The sequence below is a fragment of the Pseudomonas sp. GW821-FHT09C10 genome (genome assembly GCF_059418085.1).
Genome location: NZ_JBWKPE010000018.1, coordinates 116941 through 129395 on the forward strand (window position 1 = coordinate 116941; position 12455 = coordinate 129395).

General features: G+C 61.9%; 11 protein-coding genes. 9 read left to right on the plus strand and 2 right to left on the minus strand.

Features of this window, described 5'->3' with window-relative positions; all coding sequences use genetic code 11:
- Positions 1–36 precede the first annotated feature (36 nt).
- Genes AC07OT_RS27655 through AC07OT_RS27690 form a run of 8 tightly spaced genes read left to right on the plus strand, consistent with a single transcriptional unit; the run spans position 37 to position 9028 of the window.
- Positions 37–168 carry a type VI secretion protein gene (locus tag AC07OT_RS27655; RefSeq protein WP_083236517.1) on the plus strand — a complete coding sequence of 44 codons (132 nt, stop codon included), beginning with the start codon at positions 37–39 and terminating at the stop codon, positions 166–168.
- A 16-nt stretch (positions 169–184) separates the two neighbouring features.
- Positions 185–1354 (plus strand): type VI secretion system-associated FHA domain protein TagH, encoded by a 1170-nt coding sequence (tagH, locus tag AC07OT_RS27660; protein WP_495109565.1) that lies wholly within the window; start codon positions 185–187, stop codon positions 1352–1354.
- Between the two features lie 5 nt (positions 1355–1359).
- Positions 1360–1845, plus strand: a complete 486-nt coding sequence (tssJ, locus tag AC07OT_RS27665) for a type VI secretion system lipoprotein TssJ (RefSeq protein WP_065942124.1) — start codon at positions 1360–1362, stop codon at positions 1843–1845.
- A 1-nt stretch (position 1846) separates the two neighbouring features.
- Positions 1847–3175, plus strand: coding sequence for a type VI secretion system baseplate subunit TssK (gene tssK / locus AC07OT_RS27670; RefSeq protein WP_495109566.1), 1329 nt, complete (start codon positions 1847–1849; stop codon positions 3173–3175).
- Between the two features lie 5 nt (positions 3176–3180).
- Positions 3181–4044 (plus strand): type IVB secretion system protein IcmH/DotU, encoded by an 864-nt coding sequence (icmH, locus tag AC07OT_RS27675; RefSeq protein ID WP_495102348.1) that lies wholly within the window; start codon positions 3181–3183, stop codon positions 4042–4044.
- 15 nt (positions 4045–4059) lie between these two features.
- Positions 4060–7431 carry a type VI secretion system membrane subunit TssM gene (gene tssM, locus AC07OT_RS27680; protein WP_495109567.1) on the plus strand — a complete coding sequence of 1124 codons (3372 nt, stop codon included), beginning with the start codon at positions 4060–4062 and terminating at the stop codon, positions 7429–7431.
- Complete coding sequence (locus AC07OT_RS27685; protein WP_495102346.1) at positions 7428–8156, plus strand: PP2C family protein-serine/threonine phosphatase; 729 nt, start codon at positions 7428–7430, stop codon at positions 8154–8156. Before tssM ends, AC07OT_RS27685 begins: the two co-directional genes overlap by 4 nt.
- Positions 8153–9028 carry a serine/threonine-protein kinase gene (locus AC07OT_RS27690; protein WP_495109568.1) on the plus strand — a complete coding sequence of 292 codons (876 nt, stop codon included), beginning with the start codon at positions 8153–8155 and terminating at the stop codon, positions 9026–9028. Before AC07OT_RS27685 ends, AC07OT_RS27690 begins: the two co-directional genes overlap by 4 nt.
- Here the strand turns inward: AC07OT_RS27690 and AC07OT_RS27695 are convergent.
- Entirely contained in the window at positions 9004–9333 is a 330-nt protein-coding gene (locus AC07OT_RS27695; protein ID WP_065941999.1) for a DUF6388 family protein, read from the minus strand. The two genes, AC07OT_RS27690 and AC07OT_RS27695, sit on opposite strands and share 25 nt — an antisense overlap.
- Before the next feature lie 209 nt (positions 9334–9542).
- Here AC07OT_RS27695 and AC07OT_RS27700 point away from each other — a divergent pair, with 209 nt between their 5' ends.
- Positions 9543–11618 (plus strand): EAL domain-containing protein, encoded by a 2076-nt coding sequence (locus AC07OT_RS27700; protein ID WP_115488190.1) that lies wholly within the window; start codon positions 9543–9545, stop codon positions 11616–11618.
- On the opposite strand, the gene AC07OT_RS27705 is transcribed toward AC07OT_RS27700, so the two are convergent.
- The gene (locus AC07OT_RS27705) at positions 11615–12448 is read right to left on the minus strand and encodes a metal-dependent hydrolase (RefSeq protein WP_115488189.1); all 834 of its coding nucleotides are present in this window, start codon (positions 12446–12448) and stop codon (positions 11615–11617) included. The genes AC07OT_RS27700 and AC07OT_RS27705 overlap by 4 nt on opposite strands.
- Positions 12449–12455 lie beyond the last annotated feature (7 nt).

Below are 12455 nucleotides of genomic sequence, written 5' to 3' on the forward strand. Positions count from 1 at the left end.
TATGCGTGGACACCTTACTTTCATGGGAGATTCCTGATGCCTCTTCGTCCGTGGCAAGCCGTGGCGCTTGTGCTGTGTTTGCTGGGTGGCTGTAACGCCAATTATGTCTTTGACGATGCTGACTACCGTCCACTGGGTGACCCCCAGGCGAGCCGTCGTGGCCATTGAACAGGGGAGCCTTGCCATGCAGTTAGTGCTTGAAGTGTGCTCCGCCAGTGGCGAGCCGCCAGCCCGTAAAACCTTTGATGGTGTCGGCGGTGTGATCGGCCGTGGGACGGCGTGTGACTGGGTCATCCCCGACACCGCACGCTTGATATCCAGCCACCATGGCTTGGTCAGTTTTCGCGGCGGCCATTACTTTTTGACGGATATCAGCAGCAACGGTATCGGCGTATCCGGCAGCCTGGAGCGCTTGCGCAAGGGGCACGCGCGGCAGATCAGTGATGCAGAAGTATACCAACTGGGGGCGTTGGAAATTCGTGCCCGACTGATTGAGCATCAACGACCGCCGCTCGGGCGGAGCGAGGTGATTCCAGACGATGCTTTCCTGGGGCTGGACCCGATTCAGGCACTGGATCGCGAACAACGACGCGGCGAGTCGTCGCAAGAGCTGGAGGCATTGAACACGTTGACGGAGTCGACCGCCCAAGCGTTCTCTCCGGGAACCGTGGACCAGGACCACCTGGTCGTACCGCAATGGGCTGAGCCTGTCAGTGACGTAGTACCTGCACAGCCCGTTGTGGCTGCATCCGCAGTCCCTGAGACGTTCTGGGCGCAGTTCGGCGAGGCGTTGGGCATGGAGGTGGGGGCGCTCGATACGTCGGGTCGCGAAGCCCTTGCGATCAAGGTGGCCGGGTTGTTCAGGCAAGCCATCGAAGGTTTGCAGCAAAGCCTGCGAACTCGCGACGAGCTGAGCAGTGAGGTGCACCTGGGTTGGACCTCCCCGGCGCTTACGCGGCAGAACCCGTTGGTGGATTGTCCAGACGTCCAGACGGCCTTGACGGCGCTGTTGGGGGACGGTGAGTTGGGGCATCTGCCGCCCGAACGGGCGGTGGCCCACGCCTGCCGGGACCTGCAGATTCATCAGTTGGCCTTGGTGGTGGCCTGCCGTGCCGTCGTTCGCAGCGCGCTGGCGGCCTTTGCTCCAGGTCATCTGCTGCTGTGCTTCGAACGCGAGGGCAAGCCGCCCAGGCTCCTCACCGATGGCGCTCATTGGCGGGCGTACCAGCGCTATTACCGACGGCTGACCGACGAGGCGTCGTTGGGCGATCAATTATTACGCAACGACTTTTGCAAGGCCTACGAAGAGCAGGTGCGCCTGGTCTCTAGCCTGCATGCGGCTTACCCGGGATGACGTTCATGTATCTAACCACCGTTGCATCAACACTGCTGGCACTGGGCATGTTGACCGGCTGCAGCAGCGTTTCACCCTTTTCGACCTTGACCAAGCTGGACCTGGCGTTGATGGCCAGTGACGAGGTCAACCCCGACCTTCATGGCCGTCCTTCACCGGTGGTGGTGCATTTGCTTGCGCTGCGGCACCCCGTGGCATTCGAGAATGCCGACTTTTTCAGCCTCTATGGACGGGCCGAGCAGGCCCTGCCCAAGGACTGGGTCAGCAGCGAAGAGCTGGAGCTGCGACCCGGTGAACGGTTGATGCTCAAACTCAGTGTCGAGCCCCAAAGCCGCTATGTCGGCGTACTGGCGGCCTATCGCGACCTGCCCCATGTGCAATGGCGACTGGTGCTGCCTGTTGCCCCCCAGCAACGGACGCGGGCCAGAATAATGCTGGACCAGAACGGTATTCGCATGGCCGCCCCGCAGACCGGTCGGACGGAGGATTGAGATGCACATCCATAACGTTATCTGGCAGGAAGGCATGTTGCTGCGGCCCCAGCACTTGCAGCACAACGACCGCTACTATCATCAGCAGCTCAACCGAACGCGCTTGCTGGGCAGCGACGCCTGGGGGTTCCTGACCCTGGACATCGATGTGCAGTACCTCAACCTGGGCAAGGTGGTCGTCAACCAGGCCAGCGGCCTATTGCCGGACGGTAGCCTGTTCGAACTCAATGGCGCGATGGAACCTCTGGTATTGCAAGTGCCTGCCAACGTCGGTCGGCAAGCCGTGTACCTGGCGTTGCCGCTGGTTACCGACAATCAGATTGAAGTGCGCAGGCCGGAGCAACACGAAATCCTGGCGCGCTATGTTGCCTGTGAAATGGATATCGGGGACTCCAATGCCGGTGTCGATGCCCGTTGCCAGATCAGCTGTGCGCGTCCGGACCTGCGCCTGATGCTGGGGGAGCACTCCGGTGATCCGTTCCATGTGAAGCTGCAGGTCGCTCAGGTGCTGGACTGCACCCGTGAAGGCGGCGTGCGACTGGATACCGATTTTGTGCCGACGTTCATCTTTTTGCAGGGCGCCGGGTATGTGTCGTCGTGCGTCAAGGAGGTCATCAGTCTGTTGGCCAGCCGTGGAGACGCGATTGCCGCGCGCATCCAGGGTAATGGCGCGTCGGCCGGTGCGCAGGTGGGCGATCTTCTGATGCTGCAACTGATCAATCGCGCTGAATTGATGTTGCGCCACTTTATGAGCCAGGCCCAGGTGCGCCCGGAAACGTTGTATCGCGAGCTGCTGTCGATCCTTGGGGAATTGGCCACGTTCGCCACCGACAGCAAGCGCGCCCAATTGGAGGTGCGTTACCAGCATGGTGATCAAGGCGCGAGCTTTCGCGGGTTGATGGAGCGCCTGCGCGCGGTGCTGTCGATGGTGCTGGAGCAGCATGCCATTGAGTTGATGCTGCAACCCCGTCAGTACGGTGTGCTGGTATGCCCGGTGAGTGACCTCAAGTTGCTGGGGACGGCGACGTTCATCCTGGCGGCAACCGCCCAGTGTGATTCGGAAACGCTGCGTCACCGGCTGCCGGCGCATCTCAAGATTGGACCTGTGGAGCGCATCCGCGAGTTGGTCAACCTGCACCTCACCGGTATCAGGATCAAACCGTTGCCAGTAGCGCCGCGACAGATTCCGTTCCACGCGGGCAAGACCTATTTCATGCTCGAGCTCAGCGCCCAGGACATCGCGCAGTTGGAGCAGTCAGGTGGATTCGCCCTGCATGCCAGCGGCGAGTTTAACGAGCTGGAACTCAACTTCTGGGCTATCAGGAACTGAACCCTATGAGGATGGACAGTGAATACCCGCAGGACGAAAAAACCGTCTTGCTTGACCGCGAGGGACGCGGTCCGGCGCAGGGGGCGGTGACGGACTTCCCATCGCCGCCGCGTTTCGAGCAGTTGGAGGACAGGATGATCTATACCGCCCGGCTGCACAGCGCGCAGAGTCTGACTGTGGGTCCCAACATCCTGGTGGCGGCGGCTTGGGACCTGTTGTCGCAGGTGGTGCAGCTCAAGGGCAGCTCCGGCCGTGAAAGCCTGCAGACCCTCAACGACCGGTTGTCTTCGGGCATCACGACGTTTGAAGCGCACGCCCTGCACCTGGGGGGTGAGGAAGGTCAGGTGATGTCGGCGCGCTATGTGCTGTGCAGCGTCATTGACGAGGCGGTGGTCACCACCGCGTGGGGCCGCTGCAGCGACTGGTCCAGGTCCAGCCTGTTGAGTCGCTTTCACAACGAAACCTTTGGCGGCGAGAAGTTTTTCCTGCTGCTGGAGCGATTGTCCCGCGACCCTGTCAAGCACGTGGCCATGCTGGAACTGATGTACCTGTGCCTGTCGCTGGGGTTCGAAGGCCAATACCGCGTGATGGAGCGGGGAGGTGCTCAGCTGGAAGGGGTACGCGACGCGCTGTACCGGCAGATCAGGCATGTGCGGGGCGATCGGCTCTCGATGGCCGCGCCATCGGAGGCAGGCAAAGTCCGCGCCGTGCCGGTGCGCATGCTCTGTGCCAAGTGGCTCATTGCTGTTGGACTGGCCTGTTTGCTGGCGATGTACTCAGGGTTTGCCTGGGTGCTGGGCACGGAGCGCATGACGGTGCTGCAACCTTTTCAATCGTTGGCGTCGGACCAGGCTCGGACGCCCTTGTAACGCTGGGAGCAATGAATGAACGCATTCTTCAAGGGCGCGGGCACGATGCTGCGCAAGATTTGGTTATGGAGCCTGTTGCTGGTGCTGTCCAGCGCATTGCTGGTGTGGTTTTTCGGACCATTGCTGGCGGTGGATGACCATCGGTTCTGGCAAAGCGCGACGGCTCGCTTGCTGACCATCTGTGGCCTGTTCCTGCTGTGGGGACTGGCAATGGTGGTGGTCGGCGCACGGCGCGCCACGCGGCTCAACCAGCCGGAACACCAGGCGCATCATCAGCGCCAGGGGCTGATCCACGATGAGCAGAGTCAGGTACGCGGGCGATTCAAGGAGGCGCTGCAAACCCTGAAAACCTCCCGCCGCTACGGTGAACGCAGTGAGCGTTGGCGCAATGCGCTGCCCTGGTACCTGTTGATCGGCCACCAAGGCAGTGGCAAGACCCATCTGCTGGCCGCCAATGGATTGCAGTTCCCACTCGATCGGGCCGAGTCGCCAACGCCAGGTGCAACGGCCTACTGCGACTGGTACTTCGCCGATGACGCCGTGCTGCTGGAGACTGCCGGACGTTACCTGGACCAGCCTGACCGTACGGTGGATGCGGCGGGATGGTCGACGCTGCTCGGTCTGCTCAGGTCGCGCCGTCGGGCTCGCCCGCTCAACGGCGTTGTAGTGACGTTGTCGGTGGATACGCTTTGGGGGGGCAATGAGCATGACCTGGAACTCCACGCGCGTCATGTCCATACCCGCTTGCAGGACATCCAGCAGACGCTGCATGTGGATGTGCCGGTTTATCTGGTGTTGACCCGGGCCGACCGTTTGTCAGGGTTCGCCGAGTTCTTTGATGCGCAGCAGGGCGACGGCACGGAAGATATATTGGGCGGGCACCTGGTGGCGGGCACGTCCGGAACCGACATTGCCCAGGTGCGCGAGGCCTTCGAGGCGCTGCTCCAACGCCTGGCGGCGGAGCTGATCCCACGCTTGCATCAGGAGCGTAGCGGCGAGCGCCGCGATCGCATGCTGGATTTTCCTCGGCAGGTCGCACGCCTGGGCGACCGCTTGGGCCTGTTTGTCGAGACGGCGTTTTCCGCTCAGCGCTATCAGCGTATCAATGGCCTGCGAGGGTTCTACCTGACGTGTGCGAACGTGGGCGATACGCGCTCGCAGTTTGTCCAGGGCTTGTTCCGCCGGGTGATCTTCGCCGAGGCCGATCTTGCCGGGCTGCATACTCCTGAGCGCCGCCGCCTGCATCGACGCCAAGGAGGGCTGGCGCTGGCCACGGCGTTGGTCATCGGTATGGCGGGGTGGCTATGGGGGCACAGTTATTCATTCAATCATCAGCGTCTGATGCAGTTGCAGGCGCTGAACACGCCTGTGCCTGCTCAACCCGATACGGACGAGAGCCAGGCATTGCTGGCGCTGCTGGACAGTCGTCTGGCAGCGACCCGCGTGTTTCCACCGGTCACTGAGGTCCGCTGGGTTGATCGAGCCGGCTTGTATCAAGGGCAGGTGAGTCGTCCGTTATTGACCGATGCCTATCACGAGAGCCTGCGCCATCAGTTACTGCCGCACGTGGCAACCCTGCTTGAAGAACAGGTGCAGGCCAGCCTTGGCGAGCGCGAGCGGTTGCTGGACAGCTTGCGGGCGTACCTGATGCTCAACCTGCGCGAACGGCGTGATAACGCGTGGTTGGCGGAGTACATGGCAGGCCATTGGTCTGCGCGTTATGCGGGGGACACTTCGACGCAGACGCGTTTGAACGAACACCTTGGGCGATTACTGGAGCAACCGTTCGCAGCCCCGTTGAACGATACACTGGTGGCCCAGGCCCGCCAGGCATTACGCGGCGAGTCGCTGGCAGAGGTGGTCTACCGTGCACTGCGTGAACAAGCCCGCAGCCTGGAGCCTCTGCGACTGGCCGATGGCGGCGTGTTCGCCAACCTTGAGCCGCCCATACCCGGTTTCTACACCAAAAGGTACCAGCAGTATTTCGAAAAGCAGGGCCCTGCACTGGTCAATGCCATTGCCCAGGATAACTGGGTACTTGGGGAAGGTACCGACCTCAGCGCCATGGATATGCGCCGGTTGCTGCAGGCACTGGAACAGCGTTATTTGAGTGAGTACGCCGATGCCTGGAGTGACGCCCTCGGTCGTGTCCGCCTGCAGGAAAGTGACAGTCTGCGGCACAGCGCCGACCAACTGGCGAGCCTGATATCCGCCCAGTCGGCGTTGATGCGCCTGTTGCAGCAGGTTCGCGAAAACACTCGGCTGTTATCGATCCATGATCGGGTCGAGGTGCTGAGCCAGCAGGCCGGCGAGTCAAGTGCAACGGTGTCCGGTGCGTTGGTCAAACCGTTACAGGGCCAGATGCTGCCTGACACGGCCCGGCGTGCGTTGCAGCGCCGCTTCGAACCACTGCACCTGCTACTTGATGAAGAACAGAACCCGGGTGCTGAACTGACCCAGGCATTGCGGCTGCTCGATGAATTACACCTGCAATTGTCGTCGCTGAGCCGGGAGAGTTCCCCGGAGCAGGCAGCGTTTACATGGGTCAAGCAGCGCATGGAAGGGCAGCAGCCTCTTCTGGCCAATCTGCGTAATGCCGCCGCCCGCTTGCCGCTGCCGCTCAAGGGCTGGCTCGAAGACATTGCCGACCACGCCTGGCGTCATCTGCTTGATGGCACCTATGTCTACGTGAACCAGCGTTACCAAAGCGAGCTCTATGGTTTTTACGCCAGGGCCATCCAGCGTCGCTACCCGTTCAATGCGCATGCTACCAGTGACGTTGCCCTGGGCGATTTCCAGACGTTTTTTAAACCTCGAGGTTCCATGGCGCGCTTTTATGAAACGTACCTGCGGCCTTTTATCAGCGCTGATGGCAACCGGTATCGACTGCGGGGCCTGGACGGTCGCAGCCTGCCGATATCGCGCTCGCTGTTGGACCAACTGGCCAGGGCCCAGATGATTCGGCAAGGCTTTTTCACCGAGGAACAGGGTGAATGGGCTGTTCGATTCACCTTGGCGCCCTACAGTCTCGATCAAGCCGTCAGCCGGGCGATCCTGCGAGTGGGTGACCAACACTTGGAATACCGTCATGGGCCGATTGTGCCTGTGGCCTTCCACTGGCCAGGCGAGACGCCTGGCAGCCGCAGCAGCCTGGTGCTGGAACGGGGTGCCGAGCGACCGCTGGGGATCGAAAAAAACAGCGGCGAGTGGTCGTTGTTCCGCTTCTTCGACCTGATGCAGAGTGAGCCGGCAAATGGCAGGGATGCGCACATTCTCAAGGCCGACCTGGCCGGGCTGCGCGCCAATTACCTGCTCACCAGCCAGCGCAACCCGAGCCCGTTCCAGATGGTGGCATGGCGCACCTTCCGCCTGCCGGAGCAACTGTGAACACGGCGCACACCTGGCGCAGCGCCGGGCGCACGGTTCAAGGCAAGTTGCGTTCGCGCAACGAGGATGCGTTTCTCGATTGCCCCCAGCGTGGGTGCTGGGCGGTCGCCGATGGAATGGGAGGCCATCAGGCCGGGGATGTGGCCAGCCGATGGGTAATCAGCAGTCTTGCATCGCTGCCGGATCAGGGCAGTTTTGATCAGCGTGTCGAGGCCGTCCGGCGCTGCCTGCGCGGGCTCGACAGCCAGCTGGGGCAGGTGCCGACTGCGCCGGCCGACGGTCCGGCGGGCATCATGGGCAGTACCGTGGTTGCACTGTTGCTCGAAGACCAGCGTGCGGCCTGCATTTGGGTGGGCGACAGCCGTTGCTATCTTTGGCGCGGGCAGCGGCTGTACCAGCTGTCCCGTGACCATACCGTGTTGCAGCAACTGATGGATACGCAGCAGTTGAGCCTGGAACAGGCCCGGGTCTATCCGGGCGCGAGGGCCTTGACCCGTGCGATCGGCGCCCGACAGGCACTGAGTCTGGAAGTACTGGAGCTCAGTACTCAACCCGGGGATGTATTTTTGTTGTGCAGCGACGGCCTGTACCAGGGGCTCAGCCATGGCGAGCTGGGCAGCGCCATGAGCGTAGGCACACCATGGCGGGTGGTGGAGCGATTGTTCAACGACGTGTTACGCGGGCCGGCGCGGGATGACCTTACGGCCGTCGTGATCCAGCCATGAGCGAGGAGGCAAGCTCGACGAATTTGCTTGCCGGGCGCTATCAGCTTGAACGCAAGCTGGGCACAGGCGGCATGGGAGTGGTCTATCGCGCTCGGGACCTGCTGCACGAGACGTTCGGTGAGCCCGCCTCCAGCGTGGCCCTGAAACGCTTGGACGAAACATTTTCCGCGTGCCCTGACGCCCCTGTACTGCTGTACAGCGAGTTTGCCCTCACACGCCGCTTGCGGCATGAGCATGTGGTGCGGGTGTTTTCCTTCGAAGTCGACACGCTGCACCAGGTGGCATTCTTCACCATGGAGTTGCTGCACGGCATGACCCTCGATCGGCTGTTGATGGAATGTCCACAAGGAGTGCCCTGGCAGGAACTGCAGCCCATGGCCTTGCAGCTGTTGGACGCGCTGGCGTACACCCACCAGCAGGGCATTCTTCATGGCGATGTGAAGCCCGCCAATATCATCGTGGGTGAGCAGGGAGTGCGTTTGTTCGATTTCGGCCTGGGCCGGTCGAAGGTGCAGCAGACAGCCGGGCTGCCGGGCTTGAACCGCAGCCGTTTGAACGCCTGGACGCCCGCGTATGCAGCGCCGGAACTGATGGCGGGTGGAGGCTTGTCAGCGGGCGCCGATTTGTATGGCGCGGCCTGCGTGATCTATGAATTGGCCCAGGGCCAGCGCCTGGGTGAGCGCCAGCCCGATCGACCACTGCCGCGGCCGCGCCGATTGCCCAGGCATTGCTGGTCGGCGCTGCACTCAGCGTTGGCCATGGATCCGCAGCGGCGCAGCGTTTCCGTCGCCGAGTTGCGCGAAGCGCTGGATGGCCGGCGGCGGCACTGGTACCTGCCGTTGCGGGTTCAGCCGGGCAAGTCATGCAATTGACAGTACTCGGCCCAGCTCAGGCCGGCCATCTGCGCCACTTCCTTGTGTACTTCAAGACGCTGGGCCTCAAAGGCTTCGCGGGAGTCCGCAGTCAGCTTGAGGGTCAATTCCCAGGCAAACAGGCCCTGGCGCTCGGCTTCGGCTTCGAAGGCTTCATGCAGGCGTTCATCGCGGTACTGCGCCAGGGTTTCGCCCTTGGCTTGGGCCGCAAGCGGGTTGAGGGTGTTGAGTTCAAGAGCCACGTCCGGATGTTCGCTCAGGAATCTATCCAGGGCGCGCTGGTGGTTATCGCCAGGTGGGGTCAAAGGTTTACTCCTGAAAGGGAACGGTATCGGGGCCCTGGGCAGGTTCTCGGCGTTGGAGCGCCAATCGTCCACAAGGGCCTAAATTGATTTGGAATAATGACGGGTAGTGTGGCAAAAGTCTTTCGCTCACGGCATCAGGGCGTGTAGCGTGACAAGGGTTTTTTGGGCCTGCCCCTTGGGGGCAGAGAGCGATGGCAGAGGGATGGGGCATGGCGCAAACGCTATTCAAACTTTTCCTTACTCAGCGCCTGGCGGCCTTGGCCAGTACCGAGTCATTGCGTGCCATCCGTGAAGGGCTGCTGTGGATCCTGCCCTGCCTGCTGGTGTCGGCAGGGTTTCTGATCCTGTCCGAGTGCGCCCGAGCACTGGGCTTCGCCCCACAGGTGGTGACATTCCTGGCCGGGCTGCACAATCAGATCAGCTCAGTGATCCCGCTGCTGGTCGCCGCTTCCATCGGTTACATGCTGGCTATCCAGCACCGCCTGCCACAACTGCCGGTGGCATTCCTGTGCCTGGCCCATGTGGTGGTGGCGACGTTTATCCTGCGCGAATACCCTCGGGCCTCGGCGACGTTCGTGCTGTTCATCGCTATCGCCTCACCGTTGCTCAATGTGCCGGCCATTGCCTGGCTGCACCGTTTCCGTTGGACCCGCCTGGTCAACGAGGACCTGGTGGGGCACAACCTCAGGGGCACGATCAATATGGTGGTGCCAGGCCTCATCACGGCCCTGTTGCTGGTGGCGGTGTTGTCCTCGCTGTTGCAGGTTCCGTATGTGGCGCAGCTTCAGGGGCCTCAGGTACTGGATGCCCTGGAGTCGCCCTATGGCAGCGGTTTGTTCGTGACCCTGATGAACTCATTGCTGTGGTTTTTCGGGATCCACGGTGTGTACGCCATGCAGCCGCTGTTCGATGTACTGGACCAGGCCGTGGTGCTCAATAGCGCAGCGTCGGCGGCGGGCGAGCCGATCAGGTATGTATTGAACAGCGGCTTGCTGGGCAGCTTTGCTTTTATCGGCGGCTCGGGCGGTGCGTTGTGCCTGCTGCTGGCGATCCTGCTGTTTTCCAAGAGCCAGTCCATGCGCCTGGTGGCGATGGCGAGTTTGCCGCTCTCGCTGTTCAACGTCAGCGAGGTGCTGCTGTTCGGCTTGCCGATCATTCTCAACCCGCGCTTGTTCCTACCGTTTCTGTTAGTGCCCGCCATCAATGCCATGGTGGCGTTGACGGTGGTGCAGGTGGGTTGGGTGTCGCCGGCGGTCGCCAGTGTGCCGTTCACCGCACCGATACTGCTCAATGCCTACCTCAGTACCCATGGCGACCTGGCGGCGGTGGTGCTGCAACTGGGGTTACTGGGCCTGGGCACGCTGGTGTATGCGCCCTATGTGCGCGCGATCCATCGCCAGCCCGCCGAAGGCGGTACGGTGTACCTCAAGTCCCTGGACATGACCTTTCACGGCCTGGAAGAAAAAGGTCGGCTGCGCGAGCTTGACCCCGTGCTGGCGTCGCACCGGATCCAGTTGCGCCAGGCCAATGAACTGAGCCGCATCCAGCAGATCAGCGACTATGAGTTCTATCTTGAATACCAACCGCAGGTCTCGACCCGCACCGGGCTGTGCACCGGTTGCGAAGCGCTGATGCGTGCCCGCGACGCCCACGGTACGGTGCATTCGCCCTGGGAGTTCCTGCAATGGCTGGCCCAGGCGCGGTTGATGCCGGACGTGGATATGTGGGTGGCATCCCAGGCGATTCGCCAGTACCAGAAGTGGCAGAAACTCGGCTTTACCCTGCCGATGACGATCAATATTTCCAGCGCCACCCTGACCGACGCCGCCTACGGCGAGCGCCTGGTGGCGATCCTCGCCCAGGCCCACGGCCAGGTGTCGGTGGAGATCACCGAAGATGCACTGGTCAGTGATATCCCGGCCACGCGCCAGAACATCCAGAAATTGCAGGCCATCGGCGCCAAGGTCTATATCGATGATTTTGGCACCGGGTTTTCGGCCTTGAGTTACCTGCACCAGTTCCCGGTGGACTTTATCAAGATCGACCGCAGTTTCGTGGTGGCGCAGCACGATCCCAAGGGCGCCCAGGTCCTGACTGGCATGCTGCGTTTCTGCGAAGCGCTGAACCTGGGCGTGGTGGTGGAGGGCGTGGAGACCGCCGAGCAGTTGGCCTTCTTGAACACCGGCGACGAGCTGATTATCCAGGGCTGGTATTTCAGCAAGGCACTGCCGGGAGACCAGTTGGAAAGCTTTGTGCGCCAACGTGTGGCCATGGCGCAGGTCTAGTAGCCGCGTTGGGTTTGTTCGATCTCCTCGACCAAGCGATCGATACCCGTCAGGCGTGCACGGTTGTCGTGATCCCAGGGGTGAAAGCCGGGTTTGAAATAGTGCAACCACGGCCGCAGCATGCGCGGGAAAACGCCCTTGGGGCCATAAAGAAATTTCAACATGCGCCAGAAGCCTTTGAGGTGCCCACCCGCCTTGCGGTCGGCAATCAACAGACGCACATGAAAATCCAGCACCACCAGCCAGAAAAACACCGTGGTGGTCAGCATGGTCCCGGTGCGCAGCAGGTAACGCTTGGGCCCGGGTTTGATCACCGTGTTCCATACGTCGAAGGCCACGGCCTTGTGTTCGGTCTCTTCCAGAGCGTGCCAATACCACATCTGCTGATAGCCCTTGAGTGAGTCGCCAAAGCGCGACGGGTCGCTCAGCAGGATCTCCGCGAGCATCGCCGTATAGTGCTCAAGGGCAATGGTGATCGCCAGGTTGAACGACGGTGCGAAGTGTTTCTTCTGCAGATCGAGGATGAATTTAAGCCGACGGTCCAGGGTGTGCGCCGGAAGCCCGGCTGCTTGCATCAGGTCGTTATAGGCCACATGTTCGCGGCTGTGCATGGCCTCCTGGCCGATAAATCCCTGGATCTGTTTCTTTAGCGCCGGGTCGTCGATGCGTTGGCGGTAGTGGCGCACGCTGTCCATGAAGAACAGTTCGCCCTGGGGGAACAGCAGCGACAAGGCATTGAAGAAATGCGTGATGAACGGGCCCTGTTCGTGCCAGTCGGTGATGCGTTCGGCGGGCAGGGCAAAGTGGAGGTCGCGGCGGATCGGCAACATGATTCGT

Bases quoted from the DNA above. Each gene is read 5' to 3' on its own strand.
- tssK (WP_495109566.1), top strand. From the start codon at position 1,847: ATGCACATCCATAACGTTATCTGGCAGGAAGGCATGTTGCTGCGGCCC.
- AC07OT_RS27655 (WP_083236517.1), top strand. From the start codon at position 37: ATGCCTCTTCGTCCGTGGCAAGCCGTGGCGCTTGTGCTGTGTTTGCTG.
- tssJ (WP_065942124.1), top strand. From the start codon at position 1,360: ATGTATCTAACCACCGTTGCATCAACACTGCTGGCACTGGGCATGTTG.
- tssM (WP_495109567.1), top strand. From the start codon at position 4,060: ATGAACGCATTCTTCAAGGGCGCGGGCACGATGCTGCGCAAGATTTGG.
- AC07OT_RS27700 (WP_115488190.1), top strand. From the start codon at position 9,543: ATGGCGCAAACGCTATTCAAACTTTTCCTTACTCAGCGCCTGGCGGCC.
- icmH (WP_495102348.1), top strand. From the start codon at position 3,181: ATGAGGATGGACAGTGAATACCCGCAGGACGAAAAAACCGTCTTGCTT.
- AC07OT_RS27690 (WP_495109568.1), top strand. From the start codon at position 8,153: ATGAGCGAGGAGGCAAGCTCGACGAATTTGCTTGCCGGGCGCTATCAG.
- AC07OT_RS27705 (WP_115488189.1), bottom strand. From the start codon at position 12,448: ATGTTGCCGATCCGCCGCGACCTCCACTTTGCCCTGCCCGCCGAACGC.
- tagH (WP_495109565.1), top strand. From the start codon at position 185: ATGCAGTTAGTGCTTGAAGTGTGCTCCGCCAGTGGCGAGCCGCCAGCC.